A 21,265-nucleotide genomic window follows, 5' to 3' on the forward strand; every position below is an offset into this window, starting at 1 on the left:
AAAACATTGCGGAATCACTGATTTTTTGCAGCAATTCCGCAAAAGTTATTGCGCTAATTTAGGAACATTCAGTTGCCCATGTCGTTGCTTGGTTTTTTGTTTTTCTAAATGTGTAATTTTGTCTTTTTCACTCTGAATATCAGTCTTGGCATCACTAATATTTTTCTTGAGATCGGTCATTTTTGATTCATAAGACGCAATTGTTTCGTTAGCTTGTGACCGTTCTTTATCAGTCATATCTTCCATTTGTTGACGCGTTACCCGCACGTTTTCAGTTTGCTCTTTAATGGCTACTTGCCACTCTTTAATCGCAGCACGATTTTCTTTAATATTGTGTTCATGTTCTTGAATATTTGTCCAAGTTTGGGCCACAACTAGTTGCTTTTTGCTTAATACCTTACGTTGTTGATTAGTTGGTAATTTATCATCATTGTTAATGATAATTGTCGCCAATTGATCACTTGCTTTGGCTTGTTTATTGGCAGCACTTTCGTCATCATTAGCCGCCGTTTTGATACTTTCCGTATCAATTGTTTTGTCTGCAAAACTAACGCGTACATCTTGAAAATTAGTCTTTAATTTCTCAAATTGAACGACCATCGTATTAGGTGAAGTGGCCACAATATGATACTCGGATTGCCCATTTTGAATGTACCGATCACCAGCAAATGACAACTTAAACCGTTTCATATTAATGCCTGTGGTAATCGAATCATCAACGTTCCCGGTGAACTTAAAATGTAATTCTAATAGTCCCGTTTCATCATTAAAAATTTTCTTTGTTAAGGCAACATTAGTGCCTTGATTACCAAACGCCATCTCTTGATTTAATTTGGTTGAAACAGTACTTGACGGCCGTGGCATTACCATAGAATAAATCAAAATAGCCGCAGCTATTCCGAGTAAACTTAGGAAACGTAACGTGACGGTTCTGCGTTGCTGATCGTAGTGATTATATTGCCGATTATCATGCTTAACACGTCTGCGATACCACCAACGACTGAACCAACCAGTACCTTTTTTTAGATACGGTTTTTCACTATATTTAACTTTGACATGCTGCATGAAAACCTCCTATCTAATTTCTAAATCATCTGCAACTAGGCCGGCTAATGCTTGTAAAACATCTGCCTCTGTTTCGTCATTTGCAGCTGCCAGTTCATCATCCGTCACACCAGATTTATCTTGATTATTAGTTGACCAGGACATGAATGAGGTGATCACATTAGTGGTTTGATATTTACGCTGACCGTCGGTCGTTTCATAGTGATGACTTTGAATATTAAAATGAACTTCAAGTGGTAGTCCTTGCTTATTGGCATACTGATATAACATATCCGCCGTCTTACCAAACGCCACATAATAAATGAAATCAGTTTGGGATTTCTGGCTCAAATACCGTTTAACTGCCAAACCTAAACGCACCATTTTAATGTCTTTTTTCTCACCCACCATTTGCACATTAAATGTTTTTAACAGACGTCCCACATGAATATTTGTTTGCATGATTTTTTCTCCTTTTCATGACTTTAACTATTAAACAATTCATCTATTTGCTGACAACTTTGCGCTATTGTCAGTAATAAATATTCTTCTAACAACTGTTCTTTAATCTGCACTTTCAAAACAATATCAGGCGCAATCTTGACTAATTCTTTAGCTAAAACACGACGTTCAATAACTAACAATTCGTGCTGATTAGTTTCAACAAGTTGTCCCTTCGATAAATATTTTTTCTGATTAATTTGAACTAATTCAATTGTTTGATTAATACGTTGTGCTGATACACGATATGCATAATAAACTGAATAGTGTTCATTAGAATGATTATCATTATCTGTTGCCTGCTGATCAAATAAATCTAATTGCTCCCACATAACCTACCTCCACAATTACCTAATGATCAGGTCGTACTAATTGACTAAAAGCGACCCCAGTTCGATTAATTTCTTGTACTACTTTGCCAAATACTTCTGCTTCAATCCGATATATCCAAACAGCTTGTTGGTGAATTAATGTTTGCCCTTTTTCAGATAAAATTAAGCGATTTAAACTCGCCATTGATTCGGCACTTAATAAGATATGACGTCGTTGCCAATCCACTGCAATGTACTGGTAATTCATTTCATTCACCTCCGCCCACGCACTGTTTCTAACACAATACAATCTTGCAATCTAACCCCCTTTTGCCAATGCTGCATCACATCATCCCAGGCTGCTTTAGACAATCGTCCTAACCAAAAAATCTCTACCTTTTGTGCTTGCATTGCCAAGACTTGCTTATGTAAATCGGCTTGCTTATCGGCATAAGCTCTAATAGTTGAAAAGGTCTTATCGAAAGCAACATACACATACGCTGTTGGTTGATGCTCTATGCGTTCGATCGTTTTTAATTTATCAATTTCTAACATATTCTTTATCCGTTCTGTCCAACTTGCTGGACAACAAAACGACATACTTCATGTAGTTAATCATTAATTAGACTGATGCTTAACAACTCATCAACAACGCGTAGCGTTAGTTAGGAGAGTTCGCCCTTGAGCGAGCTATTCCAACAAAACACTAACTGCGATCAGAGTGTTCAAAATCACTGTTTTGTCGTCCAATTACAAGAATTGGCACACGTTTAAAGCCAGCACTGCCCAGCTACCATCACAACATCATTTCGAGTTAAACGGTCGAATTATGAACTAAGCACCATGAAGCCATTGTGATTGCCGTGTGACGCCATTTTCAGTACGTCCACCCTGACCTTTTGACGCATTTGTCTGGTTGTCACCACCCGTAGCTATCAATGACACCACATTACTTTAAACGTTCGCTACAACGTTCTCTGGCACCTTTCTGACGACGTGTGGGCGATGCGAACCCCGTTTGCTCATACAAGTTACAACGTCGCATTCTGTAACTGCCTAAAAGCCATCTTGGTATAGTCAAAAACCGCTACTATACCCCCTCTGTGGCTCTTAGTAACGTCTTATACACCAGTAATGACCTTCAGTAATGAACTTTTCATTCATGACTTCACATGATATGCTATAGTATGTTATACTAATTTACATGTTAGGTTCGGTGCTAAAAAATGTCGCACTAAAACCAGCTCATTTTCTTCATTTTTTGAAAATGATACTTGTACTTTCTGTTTTAAAAAGTATTACCAGTACTAATCGCAACAGAGGGTATTTATTAAGTTTTGGGAGATCAATAACGGTTGATAACATCATTCATTTGTGAGATGCGATGTTATCTTCAGTTATTGATCTTTTTGTTTGTCATCATTAAACCAACGCATAATGACTTCATCCGTGGACATACCTAACGTTCGAGCAATCAATGCTAAATTTTTTATACGTGGTGTGCCTTGATCATATTCAATACGTTGAAAGCTTGCATATGGAATTTTTGCTACATTAGCTGCATCACCCATGCGATAATGATGATCTGCACGCCAAGCTTTAACTGCTTGCCCCAATGTTTCTTTTTCTTTATAATCCATTAATTCTCACCTCCTTACTCTTTAATATCGATAATGGAAGTTCTTACCAAAAAATTAACCGAACTAAGTCCGGTGACTAGCTATATACTTGATTAAAAATCAGTCTGTCATTATTTTGTAACCAATGTAATAAAAAAACTATACACGTCTCTAAACGCCTTTATATCAACGTTTATAGTACTGTGTATAGTTAAGAATAAAGTTCATACAACTAGACTTTTACAAGAAAAATAAAAAAGATGATTACCTTAGTATCTGTATTCTCAGTTGTTTTGGAAGATACAGTTACATGTAGCATAGGTGTAGCTATTAACTCATAAAGCTACACCTATGCTCGCTGCCACTAACTGGCCACCTGCCCGACATTTATTATTACTCATTATCATTTGTTATTCTCCAAAAATTCTGTCACTAATCTTATTAACTGACTTTAAAAGTGTCCCACTCCTTTTAAACAAAAAACAGACTGGTTGTCATCTGTATACTAGCAGTTATGATTTAACTGGGGACATACACCTTACAATCAGTCTATTTTACAATTCTTTTTGAAAAAGATAATTACATTTTTATTAGTTCTTAATTTTATTTTTCAATGTCTCGGAACCGATAGATCCAACGATAATAAGAGCAAGTGGCACAATATTCTTCAGTATGCTACCCATGCCTGCAAATGTAGTCAATTCAAAATCGAAAAGTTTAATCAAAATGGCTAAAATTAATTTAATGAGCATTAACAAAACACCCACAATTAAAATAATGTCAAAAGTTAATTTCCATTTGGGATGCGCCAGTGGCTTACTATCACGAATAACTTTCTTTTTCAATTCAGCATCACTTCGTAAGAGTTCATCTACTGTGATATGTAAAAGATCACTAATCTCAATTAGAATCTCCATGCTTGGTAAACCTTTGTTGTTTTCCCATTTTGAAACTGATTGCCTCGTAACATTTAGCTTATTGGCCAACTGATCCTGCGACCAATGTCGTTTTTCTCGTTCCTGTTTTAGATGTTCACTTAATATCATTGTTACCATTCTCCTTAATATGCTTACATCTTAATATAAACAAGCTTAACCGTAAAGAAACTGACGGTAGCAACACGTAGCAACTAATAGTTGCAGCATATGTCACAGGCCAGTAGTTTATATAAACTACAACATTTGATTATTCCACAACTAGGTAGTTAACCATTAAACTTATCTGTGGGTCATTTTCCCATCATATCGTCGGAAAATGATATTATCAAAGTAATCTGGGTATTTTAGAAAGTGTCTGACATAAAGATAGCCTTGATACCCTCTTTGCATTATATGTTAATGTAAAAATCTAGCTACATAATACTTAGGATTTTGGAAGGATTATTTAAAATGATTAGAAAAGACAACCAAGAGACAACCGAAGAACAGCAAAGAGAACAAGATATAAAAGCTCTTCAAGATTATTCGAAGTTTGTTCCCGCAGAACATCTAGATACACCAGAAAAATTAGCAGAGTGGTTAAACGATGATGATTGGGAATAAGTCAATCGACCGTGGCGTTTTATTTTCAGCTCATCTGACAGGACATGCCGAAAGTTTTCAAACTGAATAATATGTGCCGAGATATAGATTCATCACCGACACTTTACAACATCTAATCATCCGTTATCTTGTATTTTTTAGACTAAGCATTTTAAACATATTCAAAAAACGGAACTATCGTAAAAAATGCAAACATAATTAATGTTCTCTAAAATAATTATCAAATTGCTTAATCTATATAGAAAATTTAGTCATAAAAATACCCCGGAAGTAAAAAATTATCTTCCGGGGAACTTAACATTTTTCGGATTATTTTAGAAAATAGCTTATTCTACAAAGTTACCTAATTTTCTAACTCACTTTTATAGATATTGTTTACAGGCTTCAACACAGTAGTCCCAAATTTGTTTTTGCCCGCTCTCTGAATACCATTTAGGTGATATATTTTTTTCTTTTTTGTTACCATAGAACTTTCCAGAAACACCTGCTACTTCTGGCGAAGTAATTACATATAATCCCGTTGCAGCTGCGTCAGAAATTGACCAAGAATATTGCTGGTATTCATCCATTAACTTTTTCATTTCAGGAATTTTACCTGATATTCTTTGTAGGCCAGTGGATAGCGCCGTCCCTGGTTCTACAGTATTGACCGTAACATTAGAAATGTTTTTTTCCGTTAATCTCTTATCAAACTCGCGCATTAGCCACCAAACGTAAAGTTTCGATAGACCGTACGCATCGCTAAAGTTATAATGACTCTCAAGTTCAATATCATTCAATTTTGGCTCAGCATGTTGATAGCTTTCTGAAGATTGTGTCACTATTTGTGCAGCATCACTTTTCTGTAACAATGGCAGAAGTAACTGCGTAAGCAAAAAAGGAGCAAGCATATTGATGGCAAAGGTTTTTTCATGGCCTTCAGCTGTTACTTCTCTTTCTTCACCAAATTGTCCACCAGCATTATTATAAAGCACATCTAAGTGATCAACTTGTGACTTTACTTTATCAGCAAATTTGGCGACTTCTGACAGTAAAGAAAAATCGGCCGTGATCATGCTGACGTCAGAATTGCCTAATGCAACAATTTCATCATAAACTGCCTTGGTTCTCTCATAATTCCTACCATGAATGATTAATTGATAATTTTCTTTTGCCAACTCTAAAGCTGTTACTTTACCGATTCCGTTAGATGCACCAGTGATTAAAATAATTTTTTTATCCATTTTTATGACCTTCCTTTATTATTGATTGTTCGACGATTTAACTACTGATAGTGCTACCACCGTCAACATGAAATGTCCTACCGGTTAGATAGTGTGCTTTACGACTAGCAAGGAATACACATAGACCACTAATATTCCCTTCCCGCCGGAATCTTCAATTATTATCCTTATATTTGCTATCTTTACTAGAAATAACCTTTTATGTGTCGTTTATTTAAGATATGGCTTAACAAGCTTCATGCAATAGTCCCACAACTGTTGTTCTTTTTCAGGTGTATGTTCTTTAATCTGTGGTTTCTCATATTGTTTTTTATTATTAAAGAATTTACCTGTAACGCCTTTGACTTCATCAGATGAAGCAAGATAAACATTGGTCACCGCTCCTTTCTCAGGTGCAGGCATTAAGCGTAAAGCAATTTTATAAATTAAATTATTTAAAAAGCCATTATCACTATCTTGACCAAAATTAGTACCAACAGCACCTGGATGTGAGCAGTTAACCGTGATGTTGTTAATAACTTGCTTTTGTAATTCTGTCACCTGGGTGAATAAATTTATGCTCATTAATTTCTTCTTTTTCCATTAATTCTCCCTATTTTCAAAATTCCTATTTACTGCATGGTTATCCATAATATAGCGCAATACTAAGTTTTCTATTTTCACTAATCAGTGAAATAACTTTTTGCTTCCATATGTGTATAGTAACTAATTAGTCAGTTAAAATCAAATAAAAGTTACTACATTTTCTGCCATTACCTCATGATTATTATTACAACAAGCCATTAATTTGGCGAAACTGTTCAATTCACAAGCTCTTTAGATCCATTTTATTGTCACGCTATTGGGCAAAATAATGTCATCCGTCAAACACAAGTATTCTTTATTTACCACAACATATTGCATTCAACGATTTTCAAATAGTTTCTACTCACAAAGCTATACACAAAAGGCAGCCAAATTTATGAAAAATTCAGCCGCCTAATGTTTAATCTATTCAATTAAATAACTCTTCTATAAATAAAATTTGACGAATATCCAGTTTAGCTTGTCTGCTTTTTAATTTAATCGAAACTGTCTTTATTCCCGCTCGTTTACTATTATGCACCTTCTGTTTGAATAGATGTCATATTTTTACGGTTTAGAATTAAATTCAAAACAATTGCTGTAATAGCAGCAACAGCAATTGGTGATCCAATTAAATATTGTAGCATCTGTGGCGCAGCTTCCTTAAATTTATCAGGTAACAAGGCCAAAGCCATTGTGACTGAAATTGGAATACCAATAATGTAACTTTGATTACCAGCTGTTTTCAAATCACCAATGGTGTTTAGTCCATTTAGCATGATAATAACCAAGACAACAGCTCCGATACCACCAATTACCGAGGATGGAATAGCAGCTAAAGCGATATTTTCAAAGTCATTTCCAGCAGCATGAAAAATATTACTGTTCATCATATTAGGTAAGTGACCTAACCCAACGCAAGTGATGATAGTGCCACCCAAAAGATGGTTGATAATCTTTTCGTACCAACCAGATATTCCTATAATATTAGGAATAAGGCACCGATCAAACATGAGGTTAAGACAACGGACATTCCACCGTTGTTCCCGCCATTGGCAAAATAAATTCCAACGATGTACTTTGCAAGCATGAAACCAAAAATTTCATGCTTTTTAGTTTGTCCCTCTTACAAATAAATTACATCATTGTTTGTAGATATAAACTATAAAAGATATTCAACATATATTTTCAATGTCTATTTTTACATCCTAATAACATTTTTTGCAAAATAACAACATTTTTATAATTAATATATTTTATTTTTGTAGATAAAAAGCATTAAATTATATGAAGATATGTTAATTAATGGATTAATAGACATCTACCGACACAATCGGGTCTTACTTATAACAAGAACCCAGAACAAAAGATTGCATTATAATTGAATTTGTAATTATAAAACCTATTACAATCTATATTATTTTATTACAAAGGCTGGACATTCTCTATTTTTTTCGCTACACTTAGGTCACTTACTTTTTAAAAGGAGTATTTTTATGGTTAAATGGTTACGTTCATCTAAAACAAGCATGGTGATTAGTACAATCATTCGTTTATATGTAGGTGTTGTCTGGTTTTTGTCTGGGTTTGGAAAGATTTCTTCTGGAAACTTCTCAGCAAGTAGTATGATTGATATGGCAATTAAGAATCCCGTTACGGATGCTAATGGACAACCAGCTTATGATTTCTACACTTCATTCTTAAAATCAGTCGTCCAACCTAATATCGAAGTTTTCAATTTCTTGGTTGAATACGGTGAATTGTTCATCGGTTTGGGCTTGATTTTCGGAACGTTAACAACTGCAGCTACTTTCTTTGCTATGGGATTAAACTTCAACTACCTACTAGCAGGAATGATTTCTACTAATCCATTGCTATTATTCTTAGAACTTATTATTCTTGTCGCAGGATTTAACGCTGGAAAAATCGGGTTAGACCGTTGGGTTGTTCCCTTTATGCGTGAAAAATTACCATTTTTAAAGAAATCGGTTGAATAGATTATCTCTTGTTTTAAACAATTTATTGAGATATATCAAAAAATAAATAACTTATCTTTTGCTAGGCGGTAAATGATTGAAAGCTTTTCAGTCACTTACCGCCTATTTTTTTATAGGTTATGAACTATATTTATAGGCATCATTCACTATCAGTTGTTGTACGTAGATTGCTGCTAAAAAAACATTGCCCTAACCCTGGAGGAAAGCTGATGCAAACACCACTAATATTATTTATAATAATGAGCTTGTCGATTATGCAATTGAAGATATTTTCGATTCAACCAAATATAATAAACTCACTGCTGTAACCTTCTCTGCCTCACCAAAATTTATTAACCAATACCTATCTAACTTTGATAGTATCAACATGGTTGTTGGTATTCCCGAAGAACGGGTTCAGGCAGCTACCAATGATGAATTACTAAAGCAAACCTTGAAGTCTTCATTTAAAAGTAAGCTTACTAACGAATCACTGCAATTTCTTAGCGAATTAGATACGCCTGTTAAAAAACAAGTAATTGATAAAAAATTCAAGTTAAAGTTCCCAAACCCGGGAATGTTATTCACTCAAAATTTTATTTACTTAGCAATGACACAACCAAAGAGACCCGCTTAATTATTGGGTCGGCTAATTTATCTAGTCAAGCATTTGAGCCACAATACAATCAATTTGAAGAAGTTTTGATTTACGATAACTCACCCCTATTCGACCTCTATCAACGCCGCTATTTTTATGATTTAGAGCCAATTTTGACAGATTACATTTCTAAAAACACATTTAAAATTATTCAACAACGCATAAGTGATGACTCTAAATTGTCGGAACAAGATAAATTGATCACTGCAACAATATTCACTGCCAATGATTTAGATAATATTCAAACGAGTGATTTAAGTGATGTGGTGCAAACTTTGCGTGAGGACATGAAGATTGGCCTTATTCCTGAAAACACAGGAGAACTGGTCAATCAAATTAATAACGAAAATATCGCCGGCACTCAGGAATTTGAAGACAAACAAAACGACAATCTTAAATCTGATCAGGTTTTTGAATTAATGAGTAACATCATTAGCAAGAATAAAGGTAATCATAGATTAGTAACGAAACAAACGGCAAAAAAGAAAGCTAATAAAGTCCTTTCGGTTAAACTCCATGCAAATGATAACAATGGTATAGCTATCAAACGTCCCCTTTTAACTTTTAGTAGCGCCAATATTGATATCAATAATAACCAGTCAGGACTTTTTACCGTAGATCCGCTAAATAAAAATCGATTATTGCCGTTTGGAAAGCGTATCTCCCCTGATGTATTAAAAGAAAGTTTGCATACTATCGATCAATTAATTGAAAGTTACCATAAATTCACCCTAGATTATTCAGATGAATATGGTCAGCGGATTTATGAAGCTATTTTATTTGCCTTTAGCTCTCCGTTCATTTCCATTATTAGAAGTAATAGTGGTCGTCCAGATGACGAAGAATCACGAGACATCCCACAAATTCTATTCATTGGTGGTGCTGCCAACTCAGGTAAATCAAGTCTTTTAAGAGTCATTTCGAAAATGGTGAAATTTAATCAGAAACAAGATGATTTTATAGCTTATGATTTAATTTATCAAAACGATTATCAAAAAGGATCTAATACGGTTAAAATCTTACAAGACTGGTTGAGTGAAGCAAATGTCACACCTCTGTTGGTTGATGAGTTACCCAATGATTTTTTTACCAATGTTAAGCGTGGTGAAGAGTTAGTGATGACACTGAACAATAATGTAGCCACGCAACATACGAGTTACCCGGCAATGATTGCAACAACTAATAGTGAAGATTATACCTTAAATGAACGTGCACGCCGTAGAAGCTATTATTTAAAGCATGACGCTGTGTTTAATGATGACTTTAAAGAAGCATCATTAAAAACCTACCATGATATTATCGATAAAACGAATAATGAACTATTCCAAGATTTTGTATTGCGGTTCGCTGAAAAGATATCTGATGATAAAACTAATTGGAACACTTATCGTAATGGTAATAAAAATGACTTTTTAGCACTCACACGAGCTATTTTTAAAGAATATTACCAAGAAATCGATGAGCCAATACCAAAATATTTTCCCTTGGATAGATATGATGACGCCAATGAATCTGGTCAAGAAAAGTGGCGCAAGTTATTCGACTATGACAGAGAAAATTTTGTTTATAATAAAAAGACGGATCGCCTACTTTACCGCATGTCGAAATTAGATGAAAATGTGAACCGTTATGGTACCAAACCATCCATTGCATATGTTAATGCCTTATCACCCAAGGTTAAGGCTAGTTCAGATAATAGTATTGATCAGGAATTAAAAGGCGCGGCGTTCTTTAAGTGGATTGGTGAGGACAATCCATTTTTGAAAGGAACTTTTTTAAGCAGATTGAAAAGAAATTAAACTTATTCGATCGTTATATAAAAGGAGCCATGTCATTAACCTTGAATGACATGGCTCCTTTTTGCCTAAATATTTGTTTTATTACTGAATGGATATTTACTTAAACCAAGCATCCACTTCTGATTGATGCTCTTTAATCCATTTGTTTGCTGCCTGTTTAGCTGACTTTCCATTAGACATATCTAGCATAACGCTCGACATATCATCTTTACTCCAATGGAACTTATCGACAGCCTTATAAGCATCAGGCTTATCTTCCTTCATACCTTTACGAGACATCGTATAAATGTTTTCTGAACTACCCATTGTCTTCTTAGGATCTTTTAGATACTTCAAATCATACTTTTGGAACATCCAATGTGGTTGCCATCCAGTTACGATAATTGGCTTCTTTTCCTTAATGGCCTTACCCAATGCAACTGTCATAGCTCCCGTTGATGACTCTGATAACTTCCAACCCTTTTGGTCCAATCCATAGTCCTTAATAGTATTCTTAGCCATCTTTGAAATACCAGCACCAGGTTCAATTCCAGTAATCTTCTTACCTGCCTGATCTTGCAAATCTTCAATACTATTGACATCAGTCATATAAGTTGGCACCGTTAGACCGTTGGTTGCCCCCTTCAAGTTTGGTCCCATCATATCAATTTGGCTCTTATACTTATTATATTGTGCCTTATGAGTTGTTGGTAACCAAGCTGAGACTGAAACGTCTGCTTGTCCATTGGCAATTGACTGCCACATAATTGAATTATCTAATGACGTCATTTCAACTTCATAACCATGTTGACGTAAGGCTTGTGCAAGAACAGTACTTGAAGCCTTCTCTGAATCCCATGGTGTCGTCGCAATCTTCACCGTCTCCTCTTGTGATTTTGCAGATGTGATTGCGTTTGCCACACCGCTTCCAATCATTGCAAGTGCAACGACGATTGCTGTCCAAGTCTTCCAATGGTATTTCGAATGCTCGGATTGCTGATCAGTTTTCTGATTAGGCGTTTCATTCATCTTTTGTGTTAATCGATCAATGATAATAGCCAGAATAACTAATGCGATACCATTAACAAATCCCTTACCAATATCAGCATCCTGTACGGCGGCTAACACACCACGTCCAAGACCAGGTGCACCAATCATTGATGCGACCACAACCATTGACAAGGCAAGCATCAACGTTTGATTGATTCCTGAGAAAATGGTTTTCTTAGCTAATGGTAATTCAATTTTAAATAACTTCTGCGTACCCGTTGACCCAAAAGAGTCAGCTGCTTCAACTAAATCAGTTGGCACTTGACGAATTCCTAAATTCGCCATTCGAACTGTTGGTGGTAACGCGAAGATAACCGACGCAAATACACCTGGTACCACACCAATTCCAAAAAAGGCTACCGCAGGAATCAAATAAACGAACGCTGGCATTGTCTGCATAAAGTCCAAAATCGGTTGCACGATTTTATTAACAACGTCATTCTTAGCCATCCAAATACCTAATGGCACACCAATAATAACTGAAATCAAACTTGCCATCAAAACCAACGTAAATGTGTTCATCATGTTTGACCACAAGTCTTGGTTCTCAACAATTATCAATCCAATAAACGTGAAGAGTGGGAACCCCCACTTTTTACCAAACATTAAAGCAGTAAAAATGGTCAATCCGATGATGAATAACCAAGTTGGAATACCCGTTAATGCATTAGTCATGGTATCCATCACGACATTTCCACCATTTTGAATAGCATCAAATAATCCGCTTAAATGCTTTGTTAACCAATCAACACCACTATCGACCCAAGGACCAAATGGTATTTTTGGTATTAAATTTGCTAAAACAAACATATTATACTTCTCCTCCTGCTTGTTTAGTAAAAATCAAGCTCCTTTAAAAAGTGACAACTTAATTATAAACATAAAGTTGTCACTTTAGTCAAATATAATATTTTTTAATTTCATATTAATGTTTTTCTGGACACCTGTTTTTCAAAAATAAAGGCCGGAACATCATGTCCCGACCTTTTTCAAAAATATTCTTACTATTTGACTATTTCACAAAATTCAACGATTACCCCATCTGGTCCTTGTACATTAAAAAATTTAATACCTTTATCCCAGAATGGCAGTTTTTGTACTTCATCACTAAGCAATGATAATCCTTCATCCTTGGCAGCAATAAATGCAGCATCAGCGTTTGAAGTATCCATCGAAATATGATTGATTGCACCCGGCTTGCCAACTATTTCATCACCAGTCCAAGTTTCAATCACCAGGTTCTCACGTTGCATAAAAATAACATTACCAGCCGGGAAATCTCCAACTTTTTCAAATCCTAGTTTTTCCCAAAAGCGTTCTGATGCTTGCAATGATGAAGCTGGAATACCAACATGTTGTAAGCCTGAATAATAATCCGCAAAAGCCATCTTTAACTCCTTTAAATTTAGTTACCCACATCAACTGCTTGATGTTTTAGATTTCGAAATACATAACGATCAGCAAGGCCTGTTATACCACCCTGGAAAAGAAAGGCAAATAATGTTCCAATCCCAAAATTATAAAGTGAAGGGAAAGTAATAATAAATGCAATCAATGCAAAGATGGTTGGTGGGATATAAGATGCCCACATTGCTTTAAATGCTGACCCCTTGAAATATTTAAATCGTAGAATTTGCATCAAGTCATCAGCAGGATGCAACACTAAGTTTACTCGTTGATAAATCGAGATTGCCGTGGCAATAAAGCCAACCCCAATAAAATTGATCAATGTGTACAAAATAACCATTGGCAATGTCGTTGCATCTGGCATGATTTGGTTAAAAATATTAGAAAACCATTGAATGAAGATTGAGAACGGCAACATGAAAATAAAATTACCAAAGATTCGTTTCCAATCAAGTTGCTTCATTAGTAAGGCATTTAAAAATGAAACCAACATACCTAAGACTAAAAACGCCCAAAACAATGCTAATGAGTTGTCCCCTAAAATTGCATTACCTAAATTAGCTTCACCAGCTGTCCAATAAGCTGATCCAAGAAAAGATGGATGAACATGAGCTGATGTGACTAAGGTCAACACATTCCCAAAAGAGTTAAAGATTAGGGAAATTATAAAATAAGCAATTGAAGAACTCATAGATAGGCTTCTCTGCGCCTTTTTATCCCCCACATTTTCCATTTTTATGCCTCTTCACCGCCAACTTTAACAACTGCCTTTGATACAACGCCCAATTTACCATTAACGAAATCATCAACGGTCTTGTAATCGAGCTCATGTGACATTAAGGCTTCAACATTCAGCTTTCCTGATGATAGCAATGCTAGTGAATCTTCAAAACTATTTGGGTTGATAAATGATCCTTGAATTGTTAATTGCTTTTGGAAAATTTCATAAGTGTTCATTTCAAATGTTGCATCTGGACCACCTACCCCAAACATCAGTACTTGGGCACCACGAGCAGCTGACGCAATGGCTTCTTCCTGTGTTTGTGGCATACCAACTGCTTCAATAACAACATCGTATTCTTCCGCAGGAATTTGATCACCATTATTAGTATTAAATGTGTTTTTAACCCCAAACTTTGATTTATTCATGGTCAATTTTTCATCAACAATACCGGCCAAATCCACTTGGTGAATACCATAAGCTTGTAAGATTTGAACAAATAGTTCACCCATGAAGCCATCCCCAATAACTAATGCCTTTTGGTATGGTGATAACTTTAATAACTTAATACCGTGTACTGCACATGAAATTGGCTCTACAACAGAAGCTGATTTCAACGATACGTTATCTGGAATTGGATATACAACTGATGCAGGAGCTGTGAAATATTCTTCAAAGCCACCATCACGAGTGACACCAACTGCTGATAAGTTCTCACATAATTCGGGACGGCCTGTTCGACAGTACTTGCATTGTCCACAATAAATATTAGGATCAACGGTCACCCGGTCCCCTACTTTAACATTAGTGACTGCATCCCCAACTTCTGCAACGACTCCCGAATTCTCATGTCCTAACACGATTGGTGGCACAGCATCTGCAGACCCGGGTAATCCTGCATATAATGCATGATCAGTTCCACAAATACCGGCAAATGCCGTATGAACCAATACTTCATTAGGCAAAACCTCTGGACGATCAATGTCCTTAACGTTCAACTCTTTCTTGCCAGTTAAAACAAGTGCTTCCATGATAAAATCTCCTTTATATAAAAAATAACCCTCGCCAATATTGTAAACGTTTACGCGAATAGTCGCAAGCCTTCTTTTTGTAAATACATATTAGTTATATTTAACAAAAAAACTTAACATTTACACAATATATATATCGGTTAAGTCTTTACATAACCGCTTACGGTTTTTTAGTATACTCTCTATGATTAAAAAAATAAATAGTGATTTTATGAACAATTAAAAAGGCTCGAAAAATCGTATGACATCCGAAAATAAGTGGATAATAACCCCTTTTTACAAAAAACATTTAACAAAAAATCCTTTAAACGCATCATTTTTGTGATATAATTCACATATACACATATTATAAAAACTTTGGGGTATTTAAAAATGAGCGAGCGTTTGAAAGGTAAAGTTGCAATTGTTACTGGTGGTTCTGTAGGAATTGGTTGGTCGATTGCCAATAGATTCGTGCAAGAAAGTGCTAAAGTCGTTATCACTGGTCGTCGTGCGCAAGTTGGGGAAGATGCTGCAAAAAAGATTGGTACACCCGACGTTATTCGTTTCATTCAACATGATTCATCTGATGAAGATGGTTGGGTAGATTTATTTGATCAAACCGAAAAAGCATTTGGACCTGTTTCAACATTAGTTAATAATGCTGGTATTGCCGTGGATAATAGTATTGAGAATACGACAACTGAAGAATGGCGCAAGGTCATGTCTGTTAACTTGGATGGTGTCTTCTTTGGTACTCGCCTAGCTATCCAACGCATGAAAAATAAAGATCTTGGTGCATCTATTATAAATATGTCATCAATTGAAGGATTTGTTGGTGATTCTAATCTAGGTGCTTATAACGCCTCAAAGGGAGCCGTTCGACTAATGTCTAAGTCAGCAGCTGTTGACTGTGCACTGAAAGATTATGATATTCGCATCAACTCAGTTCACCCAGGATATATCAAAACACCAATGGTTGAGAACGCCGATGGGATGGTTGAAATCATGTCACAACGTTCTAAGACACCAATGGGACATTTGGGAGATCCAGACGACATTGCTTATATGTGTGTGTTCTTAGCTTCAAATGAATCAAAGTTTGCGACAGGATCAGAATTCGTTGTTGATGGTGGTTATACCGCTCAATAGCATTCATCTTAAAAAATAAAAATAAATATCGGGGTCAAAACAATACCTTTTGTTCTGACCCCGATATTTTTGTCTTACTCGTTCATTTCATCTATATATTTTGCTACTTGTTTACCAGCTTGCCGTCCAAAAATAACGGCTTCAGCAATTGAATTACCACCAATACGATTATCTCCGTGCAATCCGCCGGCAACCTCACCAGCGGCATATAATCCACTAACCTTATCACCAGTTTCGTTAAGGGTTTCTGTCAATTTATTTATTTTAATGCCCCCCATTGTGTAATGAATCGCTGGTTTGATATGAATCGCATAATAAGGTGGTAAAGCCAAGCTACGTGCCATGGCAGTTTCACGCCCAAAGTCTGCATCGATTCCCTTTACCTGGCTATCATTCCACTTCGCAACAGTGGCGACCAATTTCTCACTATCCAAGTGCGCCTTCTTAGCCAAATCCGTTAAGTTTTCAGCCGTCATCACAAGTCCAACCGCATCATAAAAGTTAATCGCTGGAAATGCGTCTCGAATACCTTGATCAAAAACCAGTGTCGCCCCGTCTTCTTGTAAGTTATCAATAGCAGCTGTTACTTTGTCACGTGTCGTCATTTCATTAACAAATCGTTGCCCGGTTTGATTTACCAAAATAGCGCCTTCACCACGCACACCCTCACCAATCAAATAAACATGATTCGTATCTTGTTGTACCGTTGGATGCACTTGAATTTTATGCATATCAACCAACGTTGCGCCTGCCGCAACAGCTAACTTCATGCCATCACCTGTAGCCCCTGGGTGGTTGGTGGTTTTCAACTGTAATAATTCAGGGGCATATTCCTTCAACATGTTTTTATTTTGTGAAAAGCCTCCGGTTGCAATTAAAACAGCTTTAGTTGCAATAGTTTTTTCACCAATCTCACGGTTATTAATTTTTAAACCAATCACCTGTTCGCCTTGTTTCATAATCTTAATAGCCGTCGTTTCTGAAAACAAAGGTATTTTTTTAGTCAATAATTGTTTTTGTAGACCTTTCACCAAGTAACTTCCAACAGCTGACTTATTATCGGGTCGATGAGCTCTTTTTTGTGACATGCCACCAGTGGCTGTTAAATCTGTTAAATGAATATCGTGTTTTTCTAACCAATTGATTGCTGATTCAGAATGAGTCACAAAATATGATAACAATTCTTGATCATTAGTTTTGCCACCACCTTGCCATGTATCTTCATAGAAACTGTCCTGGTCATCAATCACATGATTTGCCAATTGCACCACAGTTTCCGTAGCATTCATACCAGTTGATGCACGATTAGAATTACCACCCAAAGTATTTAGTTTTTCAAAAATAGCAACATGCAAACCTAATTCTTGTGCCTGAATTGCTGCCGTCATACCTGCTGCCCCTGAACCAACCACGATTAAATCATAGCTCTCTTTTAAATCGTTAATATTTGTTACTGGAAAAACAAATTTTGCCATTACTTTACTCCCACCTCAAGACTTAATTATATGTTTCACAAATAATAGCACACCTATCTGTTAGTTTTAACCCTCAAATAATAGTTAATCGTTTTACAATAATAAAAAAGGTAGAGGTTGGAGCATCTACTTTTGTTCCAACCTCTACTTCATTTAAAACTGTTCATTTCATCTATTACTCAACGACTAAGACATCACAATTAGAATGGCCAACGATATAACCACTATGTGATCCTTGCAGCATCTTTTCAAGGGCATTAGCACCTGTCTTACCGACGATAATCAAGTCAATATTATTTTCTTCAGGCAAATCTTTCGTTAATACCATTTTAATATTACCAACGACAGTATGACCAACAACTTCAACGCCTTCTTCTCGCGCCTTTTTAATATATGGCGTCATTTTTTGATCAACCCGTTCTGCCATATCTTGATAAAAATCTTCGTTAACACCAAACGATGCATCCATGCCACGATCACGACTAACCACCCATGCAAGATGCAGGTCAGCAGACAAAACTTTTGCTAAGGAAAGCCCCGTTGCAAAGGCACGCTTTGCTTGGTCAGAACCATCTAAGCCAACTAAAATACTTTTATAGGTCATTTGTTTTCTCCTTGCTTTTAAAACTTTGTGTCAGCATGACGTTTACCATAACCAAAGTATAGCACCATTCCAAGAGCCAACCAAACGAGGAAACGCAACCATGTTTCCCAATTCAAACCAGCAATCAAAACAACACAAAAGACAATGGCAATGACCGGTGTGACTGGCACCCAAGGAGCCTTAAAACCTCGATGTAAGTTAGGCTTTGTACGACGCATAATCATAATACCTGCAGATACTAAGATAAATGCTGTTAATGTTCCAATGTTGACCAATTCTGACAAAATATTTAAGTTAATGAATCCACCAGCTAAAGCAGTGATAATACCAAAGAACCACGTTCCTTTAAACGGTGTTTGGTGTTTTTCATCAACGTGACCAAAGAATTCTGGGAAAAGACCATCTCGCGCCATTGAATAACTGATACGTGATTGCCCATAAAGCTGAACCAAAATAACAGTTGTCATACCGAGAATAGCTCCCAAGCTAACAATAATTGATAGCCATGTTTGCCCTGTCTTGGCCAAAATAGCCAAAATAGGAGCATTCAAATATTTTGAAAATACAGTGTACTTCACAACACCCGTCATAATTAATGTCATGATAATGTAAAGGACTGTTGAAATTAGTAGTGAATATAGAATACCTCTTGGTAACGTCTTGCTAGGATTAACCGTTTCCTCAGCACTTGAAGAAACTGAATCAAAACCGATAAATGAGAAGAAAACAATCGATGCTGCGGGAATAATTCCGGTTGCCACCCCGTCAGTATGCGAATAAAGACCGAATGGACTAAACGGCTGCCAGTTTTCAGGTTTGATGAACCAAACCGTGCAGACAACGAATAAAACAATCACTGCTAACTTAATGATGACCATCGTATCATTAACTCGCTTGGTTTGCGTAATCCCCACCGAAATAATCCATGTAATGATTAAAACAATAACAAACGCTGGCAGATTAAAAAAGGTCTGAACACCCGGCGTCGTTCCGGCAGCAGCAGTTAGAGCCGTTGGTATATGGATACCCATATTATCTAATAGATTAACAAAGTACCCAGACCATCCAACTGAAACCGTTGCAGCTCCGAGGGCGTACTCAAGTATCAAATCCCACCCCATAATAAACGCAATAATTTCACCAAATGCAATATATGAATAAGTATAGGCAGAACCAGCTACGGGCGCCATTGAGGCAAATTCAGCGTAACATAAACCAGCAAAACCACAACAGATAGCAGCAATTAAAAACGATACAGACAAAGCTGGACCAGCGGTCAAAGCTCCTTTACCAGTTAAAACAAAGATTCCTGTACCAATGATGGCTCCAATCCCTAAAAAGGTCAGATCCCAAGTATGTAAGGTTCTTTTTAACGGCGAAGCATTTTCCGTTAGTCTATTAATATCTTTCTTTCGAAATAATGATGACATAATTCTTTTCCTTTCTCATTTGATTTTAATGATTCTATCACCACGGAAAATATTTGTAAATAAAAAGCACCATCGATCAATCAAATAAAGTGATGCTTTCATGACAAATTTGCGTATTTTCATTATTTTAACGAAACCGCTTTCTTATGAAAAATTGCTTAATTAAAGGCTTATTGAATGTATATAGCATTTAATTTAATGCAATTAGAAATATTATCAAATCTATGAGTATGCCAAATAGAAACAAGATAATATCGTCAAATAAATTTTAAAACTTGCAACTATCTTTCGTGAAAAACATGTTGGAACCAAAATACGGCAAATATTAAATTAGAAAAAGATTAGAAAAATCGAAACGTATGTCAGATAACCTAACGAATTTGAGACAAATCAGCCCTAAAAATGTATATAATTATTGTGTTAGGGAAATTTTCCTACCATACTAAGTAAATTAAACTTTGCCAAACTAAAAGTGGCTAATTTTGATTGTTAACCAAAATTAGCCACTTTTTAATTTTTTTATTTGCTATCCAAAGCTACTTTTATTGCATTTAATGTCACATCATCTGTTTTGTCAAAGTTCACATCGGCTTCGACTAAAACATTTGCATCCCCAATCCCAACACTAATTTCGCCAGCACCATTAATACTCTGAATACCAGCTGCGGAATCTTCTAACCCAATAACCTGTTCAGGTTCTAAGTTTAAAACCTTAGCCGCTGCTGCAAAGATAGCTGGATCGGGCTTACCAGCAGCCACTGATGCCGGATCCACAACCGCCTCAAAGTAATCAGCCAAACCAAGCCGTTCAATAATAAATGGCGCATTTTTGGAAGCTGAAGCAACGCTCAGTTGATAGCTTGCTGCTTTAATTCATCTAAGAATTGCTGCATACCTGGTAAAATATCATCGGGTGTCAATGTGGAAATTAATTCACGATAATTGGTATTCTTTTTCTCAGCTAATGCCTCACGTGCTGATTGATCATATTCATCGTCATGTCCTCCAGCTGATATGATCAACGCCAAACTTCCCATGCGATCAATACCTTTGAGACCCTCTTCTAACTCTTTGGTCCAAGTTGTCCCTACTTCATCCGCAATTTTACGCCAGGCAATGGTATGAAAACGAGCTGTGTCAGCTAAAACACCATCCATATCAAAAGCAAATCCTTTAATTACATCAAATTCACTCATTTGTG

General features: G+C 36.1%; 22 protein-coding genes and 1 pseudogene. 5 read left to right on the forward strand and 18 right to left on the reverse strand.

Annotated features, from left to right (window positions below):
* Nucleotides 1-45: 45 nt before the first annotated feature.
* The 7 genes from FOL01_RS05895 to FOL01_RS05925 all read right to left on the reverse strand — a co-directional run bounded on the left by FOL01_RS05895 (nt 46) and on the right by FOL01_RS05925 (nt 4,521).
* Complete coding sequence (locus FOL01_RS05895; protein ID WP_075269778.1) at nt 46-1,065, reverse strand: hypothetical protein; 1,020 nt, start codon at nt 1,063-1,065, stop codon at nt 46-48.
* A 9-nt stretch (nt 1,066-1,074) separates the two neighbouring features.
* A complete protein-coding gene (locus FOL01_RS05900) occupies nt 1,075-1,506 on the reverse strand; it encodes a single-stranded DNA-binding protein (protein WP_075269779.1) in 432 nt (143 codons plus the stop codon).
* A 23-nt stretch (nt 1,507-1,529) separates the two neighbouring features.
* Nucleotides 1,530-1,877: a hypothetical protein gene (locus tag FOL01_RS05905; protein WP_075269780.1), complete on the reverse strand. Its 348-nt coding sequence runs from the start codon at nt 1,875-1,877 to the stop codon at nt 1,530-1,532.
* 19 nt (nt 1,878-1,896) lie between these two features.
* Nucleotides 1,897-2,124 (reverse strand): hypothetical protein, encoded by a 228-nt coding sequence (locus FOL01_RS05910; protein WP_075269781.1) that lies wholly within the window; start codon nt 2,122-2,124, stop codon nt 1,897-1,899.
* Nucleotides 2,125-2,129: 5 nt separating this feature from the next.
* Nucleotides 2,130-2,411, reverse strand: coding sequence for a hypothetical protein (locus tag FOL01_RS05915; RefSeq protein ID WP_075269782.1), 282 nt, complete (start codon nt 2,409-2,411; stop codon nt 2,130-2,132).
* Nucleotides 2,412-3,253: 842 nt separating this feature from the next.
* Nucleotides 3,254-3,496, reverse strand: coding sequence for a helix-turn-helix domain-containing protein (locus FOL01_RS05920; protein WP_075269783.1), 243 nt, complete (start codon nt 3,494-3,496; stop codon nt 3,254-3,256).
* A gap of 569 nt (nt 3,497-4,065) precedes the next feature.
* Complete coding sequence (locus tag FOL01_RS05925) at nt 4,066-4,521, reverse strand: helix-turn-helix transcriptional regulator (RefSeq protein ID WP_075269784.1); 456 nt, start codon at nt 4,519-4,521, stop codon at nt 4,066-4,068.
* Nucleotides 4,522-4,845: 324 nt separating this feature from the next.
* Between FOL01_RS05925 and FOL01_RS11080 the strand changes: the two genes are divergently transcribed.
* The gene (locus FOL01_RS11080) at nt 4,846-5,016 is read left to right on the forward strand and encodes a hypothetical protein (protein WP_207649832.1); all 171 of its coding nucleotides are present in this window, start codon (nt 4,846-4,848) and stop codon (nt 5,014-5,016) included.
* A 362-nt stretch (nt 5,017-5,378) separates the two neighbouring features.
* On the opposite strand, the gene FOL01_RS05930 is transcribed toward FOL01_RS11080, so the two are convergent.
* From FOL01_RS05930 to FOL01_RS05945, 3 genes are all read right to left on the reverse strand, one after another.
* Nucleotides 5,379-6,239, reverse strand: a complete 861-nt coding sequence (locus FOL01_RS05930) for an SDR family NAD(P)-dependent oxidoreductase (protein WP_075269785.1) — start codon at nt 6,237-6,239, stop codon at nt 5,379-5,381.
* Between the two features lie 210 nt (nt 6,240-6,449).
* Nucleotides 6,450-6,803 carry a Rossmann-fold NAD(P)-binding domain-containing protein gene (locus tag FOL01_RS05940; RefSeq protein WP_075269786.1) on the reverse strand — a complete coding sequence of 118 codons (354 nt, stop codon included), beginning with the start codon at nt 6,801-6,803 and terminating at the stop codon, nt 6,450-6,452.
* Between the two features lie 533 nt (nt 6,804-7,336).
* The gene (locus FOL01_RS05945; RefSeq protein WP_156834998.1) at nt 7,337-7,816 is read right to left on the reverse strand and encodes a hypothetical protein; all 480 of its coding nucleotides are present in this window, start codon (nt 7,814-7,816) and stop codon (nt 7,337-7,339) included.
* Nucleotides 7,817-8,299: 483 nt separating this feature from the next.
* On the opposite strand from FOL01_RS05945, the gene FOL01_RS05950 reads away from it, so the two are divergent.
* From FOL01_RS05950 to FOL01_RS05960, 3 genes are all read left to right on the forward strand, one after another.
* Nucleotides 8,300-8,800: a DoxX family membrane protein gene (locus FOL01_RS05950; RefSeq protein WP_075269788.1), complete on the forward strand. Its 501-nt coding sequence runs from the start codon at nt 8,300-8,302 to the stop codon at nt 8,798-8,800.
* Nucleotides 8,801-9,167: 367 nt separating this feature from the next.
* Nucleotides 9,168-9,416, forward strand: coding sequence for a hypothetical protein (locus tag FOL01_RS05955; protein ID WP_075269789.1), 249 nt, complete (start codon nt 9,168-9,170; stop codon nt 9,414-9,416).
* Nucleotides 9,417-9,550: 134 nt separating this feature from the next.
* A complete protein-coding gene (locus tag FOL01_RS05960) occupies nt 9,551-11,236 on the forward strand; it encodes an Aq_aa27 family P-loop NTPase (RefSeq protein ID WP_156834999.1) in 1,686 nt (561 codons plus the stop codon).
* Nucleotides 11,237-11,332: 96 nt separating this feature from the next.
* Here the strand turns inward: FOL01_RS05960 and FOL01_RS05965 are convergent, their stop codons facing one another.
* The 4 genes from FOL01_RS05965 to FOL01_RS05980 form a co-directional block, all read right to left on the reverse strand.
* Nucleotides 11,333-13,075, reverse strand: a complete 1,743-nt coding sequence (locus tag FOL01_RS05965; RefSeq protein ID WP_075269791.1) for an ABC transporter permease/substrate binding protein — start codon at nt 13,073-13,075, stop codon at nt 11,333-11,335.
* A 194-nt stretch (nt 13,076-13,269) separates the two neighbouring features.
* Nucleotides 13,270-13,653 carry a VOC family protein gene (locus tag FOL01_RS05970; protein WP_075269792.1) on the reverse strand — a complete coding sequence of 128 codons (384 nt, stop codon included), beginning with the start codon at nt 13,651-13,653 and terminating at the stop codon, nt 13,270-13,272.
* Nucleotides 13,654-13,670: 17 nt separating this feature from the next.
* Nucleotides 13,671-14,405, reverse strand: a complete 735-nt coding sequence (locus FOL01_RS05975) for a DUF6198 family protein (protein WP_075269793.1) — start codon at nt 14,403-14,405, stop codon at nt 13,671-13,673.
* Nucleotides 14,406-14,407: 2 nt separating this feature from the next.
* Nucleotides 14,408-15,424 (reverse strand): zinc-dependent alcohol dehydrogenase family protein, encoded by a 1,017-nt coding sequence (locus tag FOL01_RS05980; RefSeq protein ID WP_075269794.1) that lies wholly within the window; start codon nt 15,422-15,424, stop codon nt 14,408-14,410.
* Between the two features lie 372 nt (nt 15,425-15,796).
* Between FOL01_RS05980 and FOL01_RS05985 the strand changes: the two genes are divergently transcribed.
* Nucleotides 15,797-16,555, forward strand: a complete 759-nt coding sequence (locus FOL01_RS05985; RefSeq protein WP_075269795.1) for an NADP-dependent (R)-specific alcohol dehydrogenase — start codon at nt 15,797-15,799, stop codon at nt 16,553-16,555.
* A gap of 74 nt (nt 16,556-16,629) precedes the next feature.
* Here the strand turns inward: FOL01_RS05985 and FOL01_RS05990 are convergent, their stop codons facing one another.
* The 4 genes and pseudogenes from FOL01_RS05990 to pgmB all read right to left on the reverse strand — a co-directional run bounded on the left by FOL01_RS05990 (nt 16,630) and on the right by pgmB (nt 21,260).
* Nucleotides 16,630-18,030 carry a flavocytochrome c gene (locus FOL01_RS05990; protein ID WP_075269796.1) on the reverse strand — a complete coding sequence of 467 codons (1,401 nt, stop codon included), beginning with the start codon at nt 18,028-18,030 and terminating at the stop codon, nt 16,630-16,632.
* A gap of 175 nt (nt 18,031-18,205) precedes the next feature.
* A complete protein-coding gene (locus FOL01_RS05995; RefSeq protein WP_075269797.1) occupies nt 18,206-18,634 on the reverse strand; it encodes a universal stress protein in 429 nt (142 codons plus the stop codon).
* Nucleotides 18,635-18,651: 17 nt separating this feature from the next.
* Nucleotides 18,652-20,064 carry an amino acid permease gene (locus FOL01_RS06000; RefSeq protein WP_075269798.1) on the reverse strand — a complete coding sequence of 471 codons (1,413 nt, stop codon included), beginning with the start codon at nt 20,062-20,064 and terminating at the stop codon, nt 18,652-18,654.
* A 519-nt stretch (nt 20,065-20,583) separates the two neighbouring features.
* Nucleotides 20,584-21,260, reverse strand: a pseudogene (gene pgmB / locus FOL01_RS06005) (beta-phosphoglucomutase).
* Between the last annotated feature and the right edge of the window lie 5 nt (nt 21,261-21,265).

Origin of the sequence: Weissella thailandensis (assembly GCF_001932615.1) — a bacterium.
GTDB lineage: Bacteria > Bacillota > Bacilli > Lactobacillales > Lactobacillaceae > Weissella > Weissella thailandensis.